Raw genomic sequence first — 19217 nt, forward strand, 5'->3', positions numbered from 1 at the left:
GTCCAGTCGCCGCACGGGCCCGCGAAGGCGGCGGCAGACGAGAAGAGAGCGGCAGACGAGTCGGGCTGTACGCCGGGGAGAATCACCGCGGCGCTATGACCTGCGCAAACGTGGTGGGAGGGCGGTTGTGTGGCTATTTTGATGACTACGCAAGACGGCATTCCGCCCGGGAGCGTTTCAGACGGGGGCTTCGTCACTATTGGGGTCAGGCGGTCTGCTCGGTGCACTCTCGGCGTCCGGGTCCGTCTCCGTTCGGCTGCCTTCGCATACTGCAGGCGAACCCGACGGGTGGTCGCGTAGACCGCGAGCCCGTCGACGCCTGGGTGGTGCGGTACCTGCGCGATGGCGGCAGGCGGACGCGTCCCGATCCCGACTCGCCGCACGCGGCCTCAAGGCCACCACGGTGGACACGGCCAACCGTCTCCAGGGCAGCGAGTTCGACGTAACCCTCGTTCGACACTCCCTCTCCGGCCGCCAAGACGCCTCCGCCTGAGCGGAAGATCGGCGCCTGCACGTCCTGCTTTCCTGCCACCGCATCGCCTGCGCCGTGGTGACTCGCTCGGGCTTCACACGCCTACTGGGCAGCGTGCGCATCAAGAGGTGACGGAGCAGTTGGGGCGGGCATGGCCCTTGGCGGCGGTTCCGGTTCAGCCGTCGTACTGAAAGCGCGCCGGCTCACCGAGCACCAAGCGGGCGCTCTCGAAGTCGGCCGAGCGGGCCGCCACCGTGGCTATGGCGAGGCGTTCAGGGAGGGCGGCGGAGAACTTCAGGCCGCGCACGGCCCGGCGGTCCACCTCGGGCAGGACGAGGTTCTCTCCGACGTTTTCACGGGCCACACGCCAAGCGGCCGGGGTGAGTTCCTCGCGCAGGCGCAGCCAGCTGTCGGTGGGCCGTTGCAGAGGGTCGGTGACCGACTGGAGGGTGGCCGCCAGGGTGGCGTTGGCGCGGTAGCCGGCCCAGGTCCACCAACGGACGTCGGAGCCGACGCGCGTGATCAACGTGCCGCCCGGGTGGACGGTGTCAGGTGCGTCGGTTTCCCGCTGTTCGGCCAGGCACGCTTCCGCACGCCGGGTGAGGGAGACGGGCGGGTTCGTGCCGAGCAGCACCTCACGCATGGCACGCGTCAGGGCGTACGACAGTCCGGCTACGCCGCCGTTCATCCACTTGGCGATGCCGCCTCCGTCGGCCGGCTCGACGAAGACGCGTTTGCGCAGCCAGTCGATGTACGTGACCTGCCAACTGCGTCCACCGAGCAGCAGGCGCCTGGGGCCGGGGCGTTCCTCCGTGAGCACGCTCGGGTCGGTGCGGCCGATCTCCGTGCGTCCGGACAGAACGGTGAACTGCGGGGGTGCGGTAAAGGAGGCGGTGAGTTCGATGAAGTGCCTTTTGCCGAAGCGGCGTTCCGCCTCGGGGCCGACGAACAGCATCCCACCGTCGCTGTCGAGGAAGCCCTCCTGAGTGAGGAAGCGCAGGATGGGGGCAGCCGACTTGTCGAAGGGGGCGAGGCCGTTCCACTGCCGGTCCCACAACCGGTCGCCGAGCTTGTGCTGTTGCAGGGTGACAGCGAGCAGTTGCTGGGCCACCAGGTGACGCGGCTCCGGCGGGGGGACGACCGGTTCCACCCAGCCCCGCGACCACAGCAGCAACAGGCCCGCCGCCTGCAGCAGTGTGTCCTTGCGGGTGGTGAGGAACAGACAGTTCCGCGCAGTGCCGGAACGCCGGCCGGTGCGGCCGATGCGCTGCAGGAACGAGGCGACAGAGGTCGGTGAGTCGATCTGGATGACGCGGTCCAGGTCACCGACGTCAATGCCGAGCTCGAGGGTTGACGTGGAGACGATGACGCAGTCGCGGGCCTCGGCGAACGCCTGCTCGGAACGGGTGCGTTCGTCGACGGAGAGCGAGGCGTGGGACAGGAAGACGGTCACCTCACGCGCCCGGAGCGCGGCCCCCAACTCCTCGACCTGGCGGCGCGAGTCGCAGAAGACGAGCCGCTTCTCCCCCCTGTGCAGCGCCGCGATGAGTTTGGCCGCGTTGTCGAGGGAGCCGACGTAGTCGAGTTCCACTTCGCCCGCAGCCCTGCTGGACGGTCCGGGAGTCGCTGTGGCGCCGTGTCCGCTGCCGTCGGTGGCCGGCAGGTGCACTCCAGGGGCAACCACCTGACCGGTGCGGCTGCTGACACCCGCGCCTTGCAGCCAGTGCAGCAGCTCGGCCGGGTTGCCGACGGTCGCCGAGAGCCCGACGCGCTGGATGGGCCGTCCGGTGACCCGCTCCAACCGTTCGAGCACGGCGAGCAGGTGCCATCCCCGGTCATCCCCTGCGAACGCGTGCACTTCGTCGATGACGACGGCCCGGACGCTTCCCAACAGGCGGGCGTGGTCGGTCTTGACACCGATCAGCATCGCTTCGAGCGACTCGGGCGTGGTCAGCAGGATGTCCGGCGCCTCGGCCCGGATGCGCTGCCGCCTCGATTCCTTGGTGTCGCCGTGCCAGAGCGCGGCCCGTCGCCCCAGCCACTGGGCGTACGCGTCGACACGGGCGACCAGATTGTTGAGGAGTGCCTTGAGCGGGCACAGGTACAGCACGGATGTGCCGGTCCACTTCTGCTCGGTCATTGCCGACAGCAGGGGGAAGCAGGCCGCCTCGGTCTTGCCCCCTGCCGTCGGAGCCAGCAGTACGGCGTCCTGCCCGTGCATGAGCGGCGTGATCGCCGCCCGCTGCAGGGGGCGCAGATCGGGCCATCCGAGGGTGTTGACGATGTGGTGCAGGACGACGGGGTCGAGTCGGTCCAGTACGTCGGCGTCGGCGTCACCCGGCTCTCTCCCGGCCGCGAGTCCCCCGTCCGCCATCACAGCTCCAGGTCGATGTCATCGGCCGACGCGGAGTCCCCTGAGACCGTGGCGGCCAGGTTCCGCTCGACGTCGGTGAGTTCGCTGCCGGCGACGGTGAGCCGGTAGTGCTGCCGGGGGTCGAAGTCGTCGAACTGGTCCACGCGGTCGAGCACGTCCCCGACCAGTTTCTTCAGGAACAGCCGGGGAGCCACCCCGACCTTCCCGCCCAGCGCCCCGCCGACGGCCACCGCTAGGTCAGCGACATACGCGTCGTCGACGACCTTCCGCACGCGCTCGGGCATTTCCGCGGCATCGGCGTACAGGTCACGGATGGTGAGGCCGAGTCCGACCAGGGACTCCTGGTTGAAGCCGGGAAGCCTGATCTGTACGGCGCGAGGGTTGTCGAAACGCGGGTCGGTGGTGAAGTCGGTGGCCAGCCGCTGAGCGAGCGGGGCCAGGCGCTGCACGCCCTGCTGGCCGTCGTAAAAAGCCGGGGTGCCCGTGATGACCAGGTAGAGGCCGGGGAAGCGGCCGGAGTGCACCTCGTCGATGAGTTGCCGTAGCGCGTTGAGTGCCTTGTCGCGGGCGTCCGACCGGACCCGCTGCAGCGTCTCCACCTCATCGAGGACGACGAACAGCCCGGTGTGCCCGGAGTCGCGCAGCACAGTGAGAAGCCCTTGGAGGAACCCGAGGGCGCCGAAGTGGTCGAGGTCGCCGCGCACCCCGGCGGCCCGGCGGGCGGAGGCAGCGACATGCGGCTGGCCGCCGAGCCACGCCAGAACGGCCGCCGCAGTCGCCTCATCGCCGTCCGCGAGAGCCGCCCGGTAACCGCGCAGAGCGGTCGCGAAGGACGGAGCGTGCCGGGACACCTCGGCGAGCCGTGCGACGAGCAGCTTCTCCACCTCGCTCGCAAGCTCCTCCTCGGTGGCGCCGGCCGCGAGGGCGTCCTCCTCCAGGGCGTAGAACCAGGCGTCGACGACGGGCCGCAGCGCACTGGGCGGGAAACTGGAAGTAGTGAGTCGTTCGGTGAGCCGCCGGTAGACCGTCTCCAGCCGGTGCAGTGGGGTCTCGTTCTCCGAGATCTGGATCTCGGCCACGGCGAAGTTACGGCGCTTGGCCCGCTCCCCCAGCCATCGGGTGAAGAACGTCTTGCCCGAACCGTATTCGCCGCGCACGGCCTTGAACACAGAGCCGCCGGACGCCACGGCGTCCAGTTCCGCGTCCAGCGCCGTTTCGAACCGGTCGAGTCCGGTGGCCAGCAGGTCGAGTCCGCTGTCGGGTACGGCGCCGCGTCGCAGCGCGTCGATGACGGTACGGCGGCGGGCGGCCGAGACGGGTGTGGCGCGGTGCTGGATCACCCTGCCAGTTTCCCATCCGCGGTGCGGACCGAAATGCCCTACCTCCAGTAATCGGGGCGTACGCCCTTGACCTGCGCCATGGTCTCGCACGACGTGTGGTCTTCGTGCCCCACTTCGGCAGAATCGGTTGACGGTGACCGGAAAGCGCTGCTGAAATCACTCTCCGTACATGCGGCAGGGTGGGAAGTGGGATTCACGTGGCGGCACTGGACAATGTGAAGCTTAAGGACGTACTCGCGGACGTCGCGTCTGGCTCCTTACAGTTGCCCGATTTCCAGCGGAACTGGAAGTGGGACGACGACCGGATCCGCGCGATCATCGCGACGGTGACGCTGGACTATCCGCTCGGCGTGGTGATGACGCTGCAGACCGGTGGTGCCACCCGGTTCCGCTCCCGGACTCTCACCGGGGCACGGCCGGACGGGGATCCTGCCGCGGACCTCCTTCTGCTGGACGGGCAGCAGCGCCTCACGTCGCTTTTCCAGGCCCTTTGGCTGGACGCCCCGGTGGAGACCGCGGACGCCCGTGGCAAGCCCATCGAGCGGTGGTACTACGTCGACATCGCGAAGGCCGTCGGCCCGGCCGCGGACCGCGACGAAGCCATCCTGTCCGTCCCGGCGGACAAGGTGCTCCGCACCGACTTCAACCGTACGGTGGTGCTGGATCTGAGCACTACGGAGAACGAGTGCGCGGCAGGTCTCTTCCCTCTGCATCTCGTCTTCGACGCCCAGCGTGTGAACCAGTGGATGATGGCCTACGTCAAGGCGGACGAGGAGCGGAACTGGGGCCTGTGGGGTCAGTTCGACGAGTTGGTCCTCCAGCAGGTTCGTGCCTTTCAGGTCCCGATGATCCGGCTGGCGGCCTCCACCTCCATGGATGCCGTCTGCGCGGTGTTCGAGCGGGTCAACACGGGGGGTGTGCCGCTGAACGTCTTCGAACTGCTCACCGCCACCTATGCCGGGGACCGCGAGTACGTGGACCGGACCGGGGACTACTACCAGCTCCCCGAAGTGTGGCGGGAGATCAAACAGGCGCTGGCTGCCAAGTACCCTGTCTTCGGCCGGCTGGAGAGCGGCATCGAGAACGGGCTGAGCAGTATCGACTTCCTGCAGGCCATCGCCCTGGTACGCACCTGGGAGCGGAAGCAGGCCGGCATCGGGGCGACGGTGTCGTGCAAGCGCCGGGACCTGCTGGACCTCCCGCTGGCCGACTTCGTCCGCCTGGCGCCGAAACTCGCCGACGCCTTCGCCTGGGTGGGCGACTTCCTGGAACGGCAGTGCATCGTCCGCCCGAACGACCTGCCGTACAAGACACAACTCGTCCCGCTTGCGGCCGTCCGCGCCATCCTCGACACGGCGATGGACGGCCTGGGGGCGGAGGAGAGGACCGAGCAGTGGTACTGGTGCGGGGTTCTCGGCGAGATGTACGGCGGCTCCACCGAGACCCGCTTCACCCGTGACGTCGAACAGCTCGTCCCCTGGCTCGCGCAGGACGACCGGGCACCCGACACCGTCACCGACGCATTCTTCTTCGCCGACCGCCTGGACAGCCTCACCACCCGTAACAGTGCCGCCTACAAGGGCATCTACGCCCTGCTGGTCAAACAGGGCGCGGTCGACTGGCACTTCACCGACGCACCGCTCAGCCCAGGTCGGCTGGACGAGTACAGCGTGGACCTCCGGCAGATCTTCCACAAGGCATGGCTGAAGCGGGGCAACAGCCAGGGCCTGCCGACCAACTCCATCGTGAACAAGACCCCCCTGTCCTACCGCGCAGCGATGGACATGACCGGGGCTCCGGCGTCCTACGTCTCCACGCTGGTGGCGGCCTCCGACATGCGCCCCGAGTGGTTCGACGACGTACTCGCCACTCACCTCATCGATCCGGAAACGCTCCGCCAGAACGACTACGAGCGGTTCTACAACGATCGTTCCAAGCAGTTGCAGGACCTCGTGCACGCCGCGATGGGCAAGCGGACCATGCTCCGTGATCTCGCGGAGGGCGAAGCCCGATGACCACCGCACCCAGCGGGCAGGATCTCGCCGCGCTCAAAGGCAGGTCCGTGCCCGTGCAGGACATCCTCGACCTGTTCCAGGTCAGAGTCCGCGACCACCGGACGGTGCACCGCATCTCGCAGGCACTCACGGACGCCGGGCTGACGACGCTCCCCGACTTCGCCGTCTGCGGCCTGCGCAGCAACGTCGACGTGGTACCGCTCGCGTCCGTCCCCGCGCAGGCCGCCCCCGCCGACACCGAGGACGACGAAGCGGAGGAAGCACTGCCCTCGGCCGCCCTTCCGCAGCGTCTGCTGCTCGGGGACATTCCGTCGGCGCGGCGCGGCCTGGTGTCCGTCGGTCCCGGTACCCCCCTGCCGCAGGCCACGTTCCTGATGCGCACGAAGGGTGTGGCACAGGTCCCGGTGACCACCGGCATGGCGCAGATCCACGGGGTGGTCACGTGGGGATCGGTCGCCAAGATGTACGAGGCGGGCAAACAGCCGACGCTGGACAACGCGATGGAGAAGGACTCCCTTCCGGTCGCCGACACCCGCCAGGAATTCTTCTCCGCCCTGCCGGTCATCCGCGAACACGGTTACCTTCTGGTCCGCGGCGACGACGGCTGTCTCTCGGGCATCATCACCGCCGCGGACGTCACGGACCGCTTCGAGGGCGCGGCACGGCCCTTCTTCATCGTCGGGGAGATCGAGTCGCTGCTGCGCCGTTGCCTGGGCGCGGCGCTGGACGAGGAGACGATCAAGGCCGTCCAGACGAACAAGAAGTCCGAGCAACGCACCGGGCTGGTCTCCGACCTCATGTTCGGCGACTATCTGAAGCTCCTTGACGGCGACCAGACGAAGACGTCGCTGGCCGAACGTGCCGACGCCAACTGGGAGGCCCTGAAGTGGCCCAACATGCCCAGGGAGCAGTTCATCGGCCGCCTGAAACGAGTGAAGGACATCCGCAACCGGATCGCCCACTTCGACGAGAAGCCGCTTCCGCAGGAGATGATCGACGAGCTGACGACCTTCGCGAAGCTGCTGCGGGCGTTCGTGGCCTGAGGCGGCGCTCGGGGTGCCTGCAGACGAACGTCAACGGCACCCCGAGCATGTCAGCCCGTTCGGAGGACGAACTGCTCGCGCAGCAAGCCCTCGTGGAGCCGTAGGGTGCGTCCGTCCGGCAGAGTCTCCAGCACCTGTACGCCGTCGTAGTTGAGGAGCTGCCGCAGGACGGCGGCGAAGCCGTCGCCCCGACCGGTGGGCATGCCCGCGCGCTGGGCGAGTGCGGTCGCCGGCAGCGTGCCGCCCGCGTCGAGCAGGGCGGCGATAGCCTTGTGCACCTGCTCCTGCTGCGGCTTGCGGGCCAGACCGTCGAGCTGCCCCTGGTACGTCTCCGAGTCGAGCAGCGCGGTCACGAGCGACTCGGTCCGCGAGACGGGGGTCGGGGTGAGCAGGGCATCGTCGCCCCCAGGGGTCAGCGCAACCTCGAAGAGAGCATCGGGAAGTGTCCCCGGTTCGGGTTGCTTCTTACGGGGCTTCGCCGGCCCCTTCTTCGTAGCCGCGCCGGCAAGCTGAGCCGAGGGCTCGTCCGGGACCGGCCTACCCGCCTCCTCCGGAGCCCACCAGACCGGCCGCTGGTCCCCCAGCTCCCGCCAGCCCTTGGGCGGTTCCGCCCCGAACGGCAAGAGGGCGAGCACCGGGATGGTGAACTCGGCGAGGGAAGCCCCGCCGTGGTAGCCGGCCTTGAGCGCGGTGTAGCGGGAGTCCGCGTCCCAGAGCGCGACGACGGATGCGCCGGGTTCGGGCCACACCACGCGCGGCCCGGAAAGGGCGATCTCCCGTTCGCCGAGCGGGCCGCCGCCGGGCGGGCGGTGCCGGGCGGACGCCGGCTCGGTGGCCGCGTCGGCCTTCGTGCCGTGCCGGTCGACCACGTGACCGTGGTCGCTGGTGACGATGACGGCCATGCCCTGGGCCGCGGCTACCCGGAGCAGATCGCGCAGGCCCGGTACGTCATCGACGCGCCAGGCTCCGTCGCCGAGCTTCTGTTCCTTTGCGAGGCGGTCGTCGATGGCGTTGAGGACGACGGCGACATGCGTCCTGCCGTCGGTCAGCGCTTCCGTGAGCGCCGGCCCGAAGGTGTCGCCCGCGGTCTCGGTGCGCAGGTCGTCCTTGTGGAAGACGGCGGCGGGGGCCCCGCCCCACAGCTTCAGCGCGGGGAAGAGCCGCTTCTCGTCGGCCTGCGTGCCTTTCATCAGAGTGCCCGCGAAGAGCGAGGTCCGGGACACGGCCGTCACCGTGGGCAGGGCGGCGGCCATGGCCCGCCGACGCGGGGCGTCCTCGGCCAGCGGATCGAACTCCGCCCAGGAGCGGCGGAGTTCCTCGCTGAGTTCGTTCGCTATGGCCGCGCTCATGCCGTCGAGCACGAGCAGCAGCACCCGCCGCTCCTCCCCGCGCCGGACGACGGGTCCCACCACCCGGTCGAGGAAGGTCTCGACGGTGAGCATGCTGCCGGGCGGGGTGCCGTCCTGCGTCCAGCCGGCCAACGAGCGCGCGAAGGACGCGTCGATCTGCCGCCGCCGGTCCCGGGCACGGGTGCCCAGGGTGTCGTAGGCGGCCTTGAGGACGGGGTCCGGGTCGCCGCCGGCCTCGATGTGCTCAAGGGCGAGGTCGGCCCAGCCGGTCTCGGTGACGTGCCGCTGCAGGGCGTCGGCGACGGTAGGGGCGTCGGCGGCCGGATCGGTGGCCAGCCAGCGGGCTAGACGCTGTCCCATCCGCGCGCGCTCGATACGGGCGGACTCCTCCGGGTCACCGGCGAGCCGGTGGTCCGCAAGGCGCTGCACGGCGTCCGCCATCGCGGCCGTGTCACCCGTCATGAGGGCCTGCCCGACGGCGGTGAACCGGGCGTCGAGTCCGCCGCGCAGGACGGGGCTCGCCGCGACGGCGGCCTCGGCGCCGAACTGGCGCGCCAGCACGGCCGCCCGGTCGAGCACGATGCCGGTGGTGCGGCGTGCCTCGCGGGCCTGGTCGGCGTCGGCGCCGCCGCCCCGGTTTCCGGCTGTCAGCAGCGTGGTCACGTACTCCTCGGCGGACCGGCCGAAGACGGTGACAAGAGCGTCGAGTTGTTCGCCGACCGCCGGGGACCAGTCGCCGAAGTAGCGTTCGGCGCGGCCACGGGCCTGGTAGGTCTCGGGGGCGGGCTCGGCGTGCTGCCACAGCGCCGCGCACACGAGGCCGAAGGCGGCGGCGTCCGCGCCACGCTCGGCGTCGACGAGCGAGAGCAGGGCTCGTCCGGCGAGACCGGCCTGGTCCTCCTCGCCGAGCAAAGCGGTCAGCCCGGTGCGCTCGGGACCGCGCAGGTCCGCCAGCCGTTCGGGGGCGCCGGGCCGGGTCGACCAGTGCAGCAGGGTCTGCGCGTCGAGCCGGTCGTCACCGGGACGTCGCGTGCCCCCCTCGGTGTCGTAGCGGCCGAGGCGCAGGCGGCGCTGGGCGAGCGCGGTGAGGGCGTACTGCCGGGACAGCCAGCCCCCGGGCACGGGTGCCCAGCCGCCGGGCGGAGTGGCGTCGAGCAGGGCTTCGGCCGCCCAGTTGACGTCCTTGAGTCGCGGGTCGATCTGCCGGGCGCCGAAGGCCTCCCGTACGACGTCCCAGCTGTCGACCGTGTCGATGCGCAGCTTGTGGACGCGGGCGATGATCGCCGGGTCGAGTTCGTTCTGCTCGCGGTCGGTGAGGACGACCAGGACGGCGGGGCCGGGGCGGCGACCCGTCAGGTGGTCGAGGACGAGTTCGTGGACGGCGAGCGGCGAGAGCGCCACCGCGATGCCGGCCGTCCGGTCCTCGCCCCAGGCCGGCTCGGCGGGGCCTTCCCACTGGGGCGCGGACCGCAGCAGCACGACCCGGCGTCTGCCCCCGCCGTTCCCCGTCAGGGAGGCGGCGAGGGAGGACTGCGAGGACAGGTACTGGGTGACGGTCGCGGTGTTCAGCCGGACGGCGCCGGGGGCGGCAGCGACGGTGCCCGTCATTCGACGACCTTCCAGCTGATCTCGATGGTCGCGTCGGGGTGGCGGGCGGCCAGTTCGGACAGCTCCGCCTGGAGGTCGGCGGCAGCGCGAGCCGCGGTCGTACGGCGTCCACCGGACGTTCGCGCCGTACCGCTACCGCTGCCCGAGGAGGCCGGTGTGGGCGTCTCCTGCGGGGTGTAGGGGATCCGCGGATCGCTGGTCGGCGTGTTCAGGGACAGGTCGTCGGCCGTGGGCTGGGGCGCGACGGGAGCAGGCGGCGGGGTGGCGGCGGCCTGGCTGCGCTTCACCAGGGCGACGACCTCGCGCTGGGTCCGGGTCAGGGCGTCACGCAGGTCCGCGGTGCGCTGGTCGTCGCGGGCCACGTTGCGCAGCGAGTCGAGCAGTGCCGCGCCCTCGGGGCCGAGTCCGGCGGCCAGTTCGAGGGTGCTCCAGGGCGCGGAGGCGACGGCCTCCGCGACGCTGCGGGCCTGCTTGATGGAGGTTCCGTAACGGTCGGCGCTGGTCTCGCCCAGGTCGAAGGAAGCGAGGGCTTCCACGGTCTTCTTCGCTCCGGCCGCGCCCTTTCCTGCCTCCGCCGTGAGCGCGTCCAGCAGTTGCAGGGAGCGGCGGGCGAGGGCGAGCCGTCCGGTGTCGGCGGTCTGGTCGAGGCCGAGGAAGGAGGCGTGGACCTCCAGCTGGTGCGCCAGGTCCGCCGCGTGGTCGCGGTGGGCGCGGGCGGCCTCGATGATCTGGCGGGCGAACTGGTTGACCATCCGGCCGCGCCGCAGGGCGGGTGCCTTCTGCCCGAAGACCGTCTCGAAGCGCTGCCGTGCCGTGTCCCAGTCCGACTCGGCGGGCAGTGGCTGGCTGCGCAGCGCGTCGTGGTCCTTGATCGCGGACAGTTCGGGCGCGGGGTCGAGTACGGTGCCGCCGCGCACCCACACCCGGTCGTCCGTCTCGGCGAACGCGGCGACGACGAGCCGGGCGAGGAAGTCGGGCAGGCCGCGCGGGTCGGGCTTGTCCGTCCAGTCGGTCAGGGTGATCAGGGACAGGTCCCCGGTCGCGCCCTGGGCGCTGGCGAGCTGACGGAAGTGGTCGGCCCAGTAGCGGGACAGTTCGAAGTACGCCTCCTTCTGCTGCCCGAGGCGCAGCGGCCCGGCGATGCGCTGCATGAGCTTGCGGTCGGCGGCGGGGACCTCCACCCGCCCGTCGCGCGCCTCCGCGGCGGCCCGGACGTGGACGAACACCTTCTTGGTGTCGGTGGACTTGACGGCGATGCCGGTGCCGTCGGGGTCGAGGTCGGGATGCGCCGGGTACTGGTGGGTGAGCAGCTTGCCCGCGACGTGCCGGATGCCGTCGTGCAGGCTCTGCCCGAAGGACAGGGTGAGCCCGTCGGCATCGGGCAGCGCGACGAGGTGGTCGTCGAAGTCGGGTACGACGTCGGCGGCCTGCTTCTGGGCGAGCCCGTACGCCTGCTTGAAGGCACCCTTGACCTGCTTCAGCAAGGCTTCGCGCTGGGTTTCGAGGAGGCCTTTGGCCCGGCTGCGGTTGTCGGCGTTGAGGTGGCCGGCGTACTGGGTGTCGAAGCGGTGCTCGTCGGCGAGGGCCTTGTCGATGACGACGAGCCGCCGGAAGTCGGCGAAGCGCTGCGCGGACAGGTGGGCGGGCAGCCAGGCGACGGTACGGGACCGCTCGCCCTGCTGGCGCTCACGCAGCCGCCGGATCCGGTTGACGTCCTCGACGGGGCCCCACTCGCCCTCGTCGAAGGGGAGGTCTATGGCGATGCGCCAGTGGCCGTCCTCCTGCGGCATCAGGTCGTGGTCGGGCAGCTCGTCCTCGTCGGCGACGTTGCCGAAGACGATCTCGGCGGTGCGGGCGGTACCGCGCCAGGTGAAGCTCAGCTGATCGCTCAACTGGCCGTGCTCGACGCCCAGTTCCTCGGACAGCAGGCGGCGGGCGAGCGCGACCCGGTTGCCGGGGTTGTCGTTGACCTGGGCGTTGGCGATGACGGAGTCCACGTCGACGCCGGACAGCTCAAGGCGTACGCCGGGGTTGGCGTCGGTGCCGGTCTCCTTGATCTCGGGGAACCGGGCCGCCCACTCGGCGACCTTGTTCTTGATGATGCCGACCTCGGCGCCCGGGATCGGGGCGAGGACCGACCCGTGATTGAGCGCGCCGAGCCGCCGGATGGTCAGCTCGGCCAGCGCGGGCACGCTGGGCGCGAGCGCGGACAGCAGCAGGGTGCACACGAGCCGGTTGTCGCCGACGAACATCCGGCAACGGTTGGCGCGCTGCGGGTCGGTGATGGACTCGGGCCGGTTGACGTACTGCTCGACGTCGTCCTCGGTGATGTCGTACGAGCTGAGGAGGTACGGCCGCAGCTTGGTCTTGTAGAGCTTGTCGGCGGCCTCGAAGACGACCTTCAGGCTGTCGGTGAACGGCTTGTCACCGCCCTCCGCGATCACCGGGTAGAGGTCGCCGACGGGGATGAGCTGCCCGAGGCGGATCTCGTTGCGGTGGTCGGCGAGGAGCTGGCCCATCAGCTTGAGACCGGTACGGGAGCGCTGCAGCGCGGACGAGATGTGGACGAGGGTGTCCATGAACGCCGGCGAGAAGGGGTACGTGAGCCGGAACGACTCCGCGTCCGCGCCGGTGGTGCCCTTCTCCGAGCCGAGAAGCGTGTCCCACACCTGAGTGCCGACCCGCTTGGTCTGCTCGAAGGCCGTGTCGACGAGCCGTTCCGCCTCGGGGTCCTTGGGCTTGAGAAGCCGGGCGTGGGCGATCTGCGGGAGGTTGCGGTCCTCCAGAGTGATCTTGTCGAATCGGCCCGAGGCCAGGTTCAGGGTGTCCTGGATGGACGACTCTGCGGCACCGGAGACCTCTTCGCCGACGAGTTCGCGCAGGTCGCGCTGGCGCGCGATGAACGACACGACGGGAATGGCGCGGCGGGCGTCACCGCCCTCGACGAAGTTCGTGATCTTGCTGGCCTCACGCGCCACGAACTTCTGGTCGTGGATGAGGGTGGCCAGCCAGAGGATCAGCTCGTCCATGAACAGAATGAGTCCGTCGTAGCCGAGCGACTTGGCGTGCTCGGCGATGACGGACAGACCGGCGTCCAGGGAGATGAAGCCGTGCTCGTCCTCGACGGCGTTCTTGGCGAAGCCGGGGAGGAGGTTGGTGCTGGCGTCGTTGACCAGCTTGGCGCGCAGCTCGGCCGGGGTGGAGGGGTTCGTGAGGTTGAGCGGGACGCCTGCCTCGTGGTTCTCCTCGGCGGCGAGTGCGATGTCCAGGAGCTGCGGGGTCCATGCGAAGCCCTCGCCCCACTCGTCCTCGTCATCGTCGTCCACGCCGGTACCGAGGCCCCGGATCACGGCCTCGTCGCCATAGGTGGCACGCTGCGCGCGGATGTCGTCGAAGAGTCCGTCGGTCCGGTACACCTGCGGAGTGGATGCCTCCGGGTGCAGCTTCTTGACGTGGTGCACGTACCCTCCGAGCACCCGCTGTTCGAGGGCCTTCGCGCCGAGCATGTGGTACGGCACGAGCAGGAACTTCTTGCCGTCCGTGGTCAGCCACTCGTGCTTGGTCAGCACCGGGTCGAACTCGGTGCGGGCACGCGCGGCCGTGTCGCCGCTGAGCAGGGCGTACAGCACGGCCATGAAGTGCGACTTACCGGAACCGAACGAGCCATGGAGATACGCGGCCTTGGAGCGGTGCCCGTCGAGCGAGGACCTGATGAGCTTCAGCGCCTCGTCGAAGTTCTCCAGGAGCCGCTCGGTGACCACGTAGTCCTTGAGCGCGTGCTCGGCACCCTCGGGTGTCGTCGCCTCGGCGAGGGACAGCACGAAGTCCGAGGTGGAGATGGACTCCTTGATGTCGATGACATCGCGGAGGAGTGGCGGCTGAGCCATTGCGGGTCTCGCTCTCCCTGGCAGTTTCCGGTGCTGCTGCTCGTACTCGATGTGGTGCGGGTGTGCCGTCCCGGCCCGAAGCCGGTTACCGGTCCGGGCCGCAGAGGAGGACCCGGAAGTACGGGTGACCGGTGGGCGGTGCGACGTGCCGGTGGTCCTGGCCGGTGGCGAGGAGAGGACCGGGCACGTGCCACCGGGCGAGAACGACGTTCACGGCACCGGTCAGGTCAAGGGAGACGGGCTCGCGGCGCTTGCACTCTTTGTCCCCCTCGTACTGAACGATCACCCGTACGGCCTGCGCATAGCACCCTACATCGGTACTCCGGCCGACCCCGTGCCGTACAGCCCCGTGCACCGTCCGCGCATCCTGCTCTCATCCGCCGGGCGGCTGCGGCGGGTGCCACTGACCCGACCGGTGTTCGTCCAGCAGCCGGCGGCTCGCGACCGTGAAGGGGTGTTCTGGGCCCAGGCTGCGTTCCCGTCGTGCGACGACATCGGTCATCAGCTCGATCGCCGCGTCCAGGTGGCCGAGCGCGGACCGGGTCCGGGAGGAAAGCTGCCGGGCCGCGAGCACGATCGGGTACTCGGGGCCGAAGCGCCGCACATACGCTTCGACGATCTGCCTTATCTCCTCGTCGGCCTCGTCGAAGCGGCCCAGGAGATACAGCGCCCAGGCGTGGTTGTGCCCGGCGCCCAGCGTCACCGTGTGGTCGGGGCCGAGGAGCCGGGCGCATTCGGACGGCAGTGAAAGCAGGGCGCCCCCTTCTTCGGTGACCACATCGGAGGCGGGCAGCATCTCCAGCAGACTGGCGCGGGCGCGCAGGGTCAGTGGGTGTGCGGGGCCGAGTGCCGTACGCCGACCGGCGACGACGGCCCGGAGAAGCGCCACCGACTCCTCGCGTCTGCCGAGGTTCGCCAGCACGAGCTGAAGGCCGTAGCCGCTGTCCGAGGTGTCGGGGTCGTCAGCGCCGAACAGTCTCTCCTGGGTGACACGGACACCGCGCAGCGACGCCTCGGCTTCGGCGTACCTGCCCAGTCGGAACAGCGCCCGGCCGGCCCTGGAACGGGCGGCCAGTACCAGACGGTGATCAGCGCCGAGCTGCTGCTGTGCAAGATCCACCGCGGTACGTGAGGTGTCCCAGGCCGAGAGGTAGTCGCCGGTGCGGTGCAGGGCGACCGACAGCCGGGTCGCGACGGCCAGGGCGTCGGCCAGGGCCGACGGATCGTCGATGCGTCGCAGCAAGGCGAGCGCGTGAGGTACCAGCAGTCGCAGCTGTGGATCGTGGGGGCCCGCGTCGGGGACGGCGGGAACGGCCGCGTCGAGCAGCCGGACGGCCGTCGTGTCGAGAGCGGGCAGCCGGTCCCCAGGTGTCGCCGCCGCCACGCTGTCGAGGAGTACTCCATGGCTCTGTACACAGCGCACGCCGACGTCGACCAGTTCGGTCAGCGACTGGTCGAGCAGGGCTCTCAGCGCTGTTTCGGTACGGGCACGCGGGAGGACTCCGCTGATGTCGGCACGGTTGAGCAAGGACAACGGCAGCGGCTCCGGAGCGAACCGGGCCAGCAGCCGGAGCAGTGCCGCCGCTTCAGGCAGCCCGCGCGCCTCGAACGTGTCGAGGGTCAGCTGCCAGGTCAGACCGACCAGGTGCCGGGGGTCCGCATCGGACAACGCGTCCGCACCTTGGTCGATGAGCTGGACCCGTTCGCCTTCGTCGAGATGATGCCCGTAGGCATCCATCGTCCAGGGGTCGAGCACCTGATGGGAGAGGAAACCGCCGGCGAGGGTGAGGGCGAGTGGCAGCCGCCCGAGCCGGTCCGCGATCTGCGCCGCCTGCTCTGCCGTGCCGCTGTGCGGGGCGAGGTCGCACAGCACGAGTGCGGCGTCCTCCCGGGGCAGTACGCCGATGTGCTGCAGTTCGGCCCCTGGCCACCAGCGAGCGGCTGCCCGGCGGGTGGTCACCACGACAGTGCCGCGTGGGCTGGTGCGCAGCCAGCTGCCGTCCCGCAGGATCTCCGGCTCGTCCGCGTTGTCGAGGACCAGCAGCCAGGGCTCGGCGGAGCGGTCGAGATACTGCCAGACGAGATCGGCCGCGGGACGGAGACCGTTGCGGGCAGCCAGCAGTTCGCCGTCGCTCGCCCCCCGGTCGGCAGCGACCGCCAGCATGCCGGCGCGCAGGCTCGCTCGGTCGGAGGCATTGACCCACAGGCCTGCCCGGCCGTAGTCGCCGGTGGCCATCTGGAAGAAGGCACAGGCGACCGCTGTCTTGCCGGAGCCGCCCATGCCGTAGAGCACGTAGACCTCGCCGCCGCGCCGTGCCTCGACGCCTGCCCGCAGGCGTTCCATCACCTCTGTCCGGTCGCGCAGCACGGCCGGAGACCGCCCGACCGCCGGACGGCGGACCGAGTCCGGGCCACTCGGCCCGGACGTGTCGCCGCCGTAGTGGTGGTGTTCGTTGATGTGCTGGTCGCCAGACGCCTGGTAGACGCGCCCCTGGTCCTCAGCGTGACCGTCCATCCCGCCCGTCATCGGTCGGCGATGTGCTGGTCTCGTCCCGCCTGGTAGACCCGGGCATGACCGGACGCCGTGGCGTGCTGCGTGACCGACCCGGCAGCCGTGCCGTCGGGGTCGAGTTCGGCCAGGAGCGCGCGCAGTTCACCGGCGGCGGCAGGTCGGGCGACAATCAGGCGTCGCACCAGCCCCTGCCACTGCAGACGCAGTTCGTTCAACGTCTCCTGGTCATGTGTCGCCATGGCGGCCAGTACATCCTCGCGGCCGGCCTCCAACTCGGCAGCCACGATCTCCGCACGCTCCGGTTGCATCCGCCGCCAGAGCTGCGTGAGCCCGTCGCGAGTGCGCTGCCAGGCATCGGCTGCCATCAGCGTGACCAAGGTGGTTCCTGCGCTTTGTGCGAGCGAGGTGACCTCTGGGTCCACGGCACCTCTCCATTCACTCGTCTTTCCGACAGCATGGCGGAAAAGCGACGCCTGTCAGGTGCTGGCGTGAATCCTTCTCCCGGTCAATATCGTTCCACTCTTGAGCGAGGTGAGACAAGGAGGCATGGCTCGACGCCATTCCGATCGCAGTCGGGCTTAACTCATCGTCAGGCGAGCTGCTTGAGCGGTACAGTACCGTCACCCAACCGATTGAGGGGGCGACGGCAGTGACCAGGCCATGGGAAGCAGATCCTGACACGACTTTTAAACGGCGTCTGGGTAAATCGCCCCAAGAACTGGGGAACACCACCGGCACCCCTGACTGCCCCGACATCTGGGAACTCGCCAACGGAGACATCGCCGTCATCGGCAGGGACCTCACCCAGTCGCTCGGCGCGAACCTGCCCGATGGGGTCTCGATCGGGGCGGACGAACGACTCGTCGTCATCCCGAGGAACATGCTCGTCGCGGCGAAGCCGGATATCCCCAGTGTTTGATTCCTTCCCTAACGGGGTTTCCGAGCACATGGATCGCCCCGCGTATCATGCGGACTTCAGCCGGATCTACAACAGTGGCATCAGCTTCCTGAACAAGCTCGAACGCGGGCAGAATTTCAAGGAGCGAGGCTTCGACAGTTGGGAGGCTTTCGCCGCCGGCGACTGGACGAGGGCATTGTCTCTCGCCGACGAAAGACGCGACGACTACGCGCAGGAGCTCCGGAATGCGGCGCGGCTAGGCATCCCTCATCGCCGTCTTCGTGTCGTGGAGTTCCCCATTACGCCCTACGTACAGTGGGAGTTTTTCGTGCTGCGGGTGCGCGTGGACCTGGGCGACGACATCAAGGTGCTCGACGCCCGCAAGATCTCGGACATCGAGAAGGACCGCGCCGTTCCGGAGGTGGTGATCCTCGGGGACGCGGCCATGTACGAGGTGGTCTACGACGATGACGGGAACGCGGCAGGCGCCAACCGCTTCACCGAGCGAGCCCTGATCCGGGAAACGTCCCTCGGATTCGACACGCTCTACGAGCGCGGTGAGAGCTTCTGCGACTTCTTCGACCGGGAGATCGTCCCGCTTGCCCCGCCGAGGGGGTCCAGTGCTCCGACGGGCTTTCGCGATTCGCGGTGATCAGCGAGGCGGGGTGACGAGCCAGCCCTCCCGCCAACAGATCAGCACCCCGGCGACGATGACGAGAACGCCCGCCGCCTCGGCCACCCCTCGGCACTCAGGAGTGCGCTCGTCTTGTCATGACTGAGGTTCCTCCATCTCGACGGCAGTGGTGTCCGCGCCGTGCTGTTCAGTGTGCGCTGCGGCGGAAGGCCCTTGGTCTTCCACGACCTCGCCGTCCACGACTTCCCCATCCATCACTCGGTGCGACGGTTCCGCCAGTGGCAGGCTGGAGAGGTGCCTCTTGAGCCTCTTGGCCATCGGAAGGTAGGTCGCAAAAGTGAGCCCGCCGGAGACAGCGGCCCCGACGAGGGGGATGGCCTTCGAGACGGTCTTCGCGAAAGAATCCTTTGTCATCTTGACACCGAGGTAGGCCGCGACTTTTTTGACGACGGGATAGACGAGGCCTTTGGTGAGTGCCTTCTGAGGCAGCTTCTTGACGGCCTGCTCCGACATCATCCCCGCGACTTTCCCCACAGCAGCGTTCGCCGACTGGGTGCCGAACATCACGCCGAAGAACAGCGTGAGCACTCCCATGGTCGCGTCGTCGAGGTCATCGCCGTCCTCGGAGAACAGATCGGGCCAGCTGTAGAGGTACGCGAGCTTCTGCGCGATACGCACCATGTGGCCGAAGTACTGGGCCAGGTCGGCGGGCACAGTGGCGGGAAGGGCGAGGACGCCGGGTATTCCGGCAGCGGCGGAGAGGGCGCTGACCTTGGCGGTCTCGTAGCGGATGGAGTCGTTGGCCGCCTTGTCGAGAACCTCGAAACTGATGCCCGCCGCAGCGGGGGTCTCTTCTATCGCCCTTCGGATGTCGTCCTCGGAGCAGTGGCGAGCCAGCGCACTTCGGAGGTACGCCTCCCTGTGAATACGCACACCCGGGAGCTTCGCTGCCGCCAGCAGCACCGCGGAGAAACGCGACTCGGGGTTCTCGACCTCTTTACCCTGTTTCATGGCAGGAACTTACAGTAGCTCGGCACCCCAAGGGTCCTACTTTGTCAGCTCCGTTGGGACCTCGTTATGCGAGT

The 19217-nt window shown here is 69.5% G+C and carries 12 protein-coding genes and 1 pseudogene; 5 read left to right on the plus strand and 8 right to left on the minus strand.

Going from position 1 to position 19217, the window contains the following annotated elements:
- Positions 1-337 precede the first annotated feature (337 nt).
- Positions 338-580: pseudogene (locus ACZ7P3_RS07040) on the plus strand (helicase); the annotation flags it as partial.
- Between the two features lie 67 nt (positions 581-647).
- On the opposite strand, the gene ACZ7P3_RS07045 reads toward ACZ7P3_RS07040, so the two are convergent.
- Positions 648-2846 (minus strand): DEAD/DEAH box helicase, encoded by a 2199-nt coding sequence (locus ACZ7P3_RS07045; protein WP_472079541.1) that lies wholly within the window; start codon positions 2844-2846, stop codon positions 648-650.
- The gene (brxD, locus tag ACZ7P3_RS07050) at positions 2846-4186 is read right to left on the minus strand and encodes a BREX system ATP-binding protein BrxD (protein ID WP_472079543.1); all 1341 of its coding nucleotides are present in this window, start codon (positions 4184-4186) and stop codon (positions 2846-2848) included. Before brxD ends, ACZ7P3_RS07045 begins: the two co-directional genes overlap by 1 nt.
- Before the next feature lie 197 nt (positions 4187-4383).
- Between brxD and ACZ7P3_RS07055 the strand changes: the two genes are divergently transcribed.
- Positions 4384-6201, plus strand: coding sequence for a GmrSD restriction endonuclease domain-containing protein (locus tag ACZ7P3_RS07055; protein ID WP_472079545.1), 1818 nt, complete (start codon positions 4384-4386; stop codon positions 6199-6201).
- Complete coding sequence (locus ACZ7P3_RS07060; protein WP_472079547.1) at positions 6198-7244, plus strand: CBS domain-containing protein; 1047 nt, start codon at positions 6198-6200, stop codon at positions 7242-7244. Before ACZ7P3_RS07055 ends, ACZ7P3_RS07060 begins: the two co-directional genes overlap by 4 nt.
- A 50-nt stretch (positions 7245-7294) precedes the next feature.
- On the opposite strand, the gene pglZ is transcribed toward ACZ7P3_RS07060, so the two are convergent.
- From pglZ to ACZ7P3_RS07085, 5 genes are all read right to left on the minus strand, one after another.
- The gene (gene pglZ / locus ACZ7P3_RS07065; RefSeq protein WP_472079549.1) at positions 7295-10201 is read right to left on the minus strand and encodes a BREX-2 system phosphatase PglZ; all 2907 of its coding nucleotides are present in this window, start codon (positions 10199-10201) and stop codon (positions 7295-7297) included.
- Positions 10198-14088, minus strand: coding sequence for a BREX-2 system ATPase PglY (gene pglY / locus ACZ7P3_RS07070; protein WP_472079552.1), 3891 nt, complete (start codon positions 14086-14088; stop codon positions 10198-10200). The genes pglZ and pglY overlap by 4 nt, the downstream gene beginning before the upstream one ends.
- Before the next feature lie 85 nt (positions 14089-14173).
- Positions 14174-14374: a hypothetical protein gene (locus tag ACZ7P3_RS07075; RefSeq protein ID WP_472079554.1), complete on the minus strand. Its 201-nt coding sequence runs from the start codon at positions 14372-14374 to the stop codon at positions 14174-14176.
- Positions 14375-14461: 87 nt separating this feature from the next.
- On the minus strand, positions 14462-16603 hold the full coding sequence (locus tag ACZ7P3_RS07080; RefSeq protein WP_472079556.1) for a tetratricopeptide repeat protein: 2142 nt from the start codon (positions 16601-16603) through the stop codon (positions 14462-14464).
- A gap of 8 nt (positions 16604-16611) precedes the next feature.
- On the minus strand, positions 16612-17022 hold the full coding sequence (locus tag ACZ7P3_RS07085; RefSeq protein WP_472079558.1) for a hypothetical protein: 411 nt from the start codon (positions 17020-17022) through the stop codon (positions 16612-16614).
- A 227-nt stretch (positions 17023-17249) separates the two neighbouring features.
- On the opposite strand from ACZ7P3_RS07085, the gene ACZ7P3_RS07090 reads away from it, so the two are divergent.
- The gene (locus ACZ7P3_RS07090; protein ID WP_472079560.1) at positions 17250-17519 is read left to right on the plus strand and encodes a hypothetical protein; all 270 of its coding nucleotides are present in this window, start codon (positions 17250-17252) and stop codon (positions 17517-17519) included.
- Positions 17512-18150 carry a DUF6879 family protein gene (locus ACZ7P3_RS07095; RefSeq protein ID WP_472079562.1) on the plus strand — a complete coding sequence of 213 codons (639 nt, stop codon included), beginning with the start codon at positions 17512-17514 and terminating at the stop codon, positions 18148-18150. The genes ACZ7P3_RS07090 and ACZ7P3_RS07095 overlap by 8 nt, the downstream gene beginning before the upstream one ends.
- A 117-nt stretch (positions 18151-18267) precedes the next feature.
- On the opposite strand, the gene ACZ7P3_RS07100 is transcribed toward ACZ7P3_RS07095, so the two are convergent.
- Positions 18268-19143 (minus strand): hypothetical protein, encoded by an 876-nt coding sequence (locus tag ACZ7P3_RS07100; RefSeq protein ID WP_472079564.1) that lies wholly within the window; start codon positions 19141-19143, stop codon positions 18268-18270.
- Positions 19144-19217: the final 74 nt, after the last annotated feature.

The organism is Streptomyces sp. NPDC107581 (assembly GCF_055657175.1).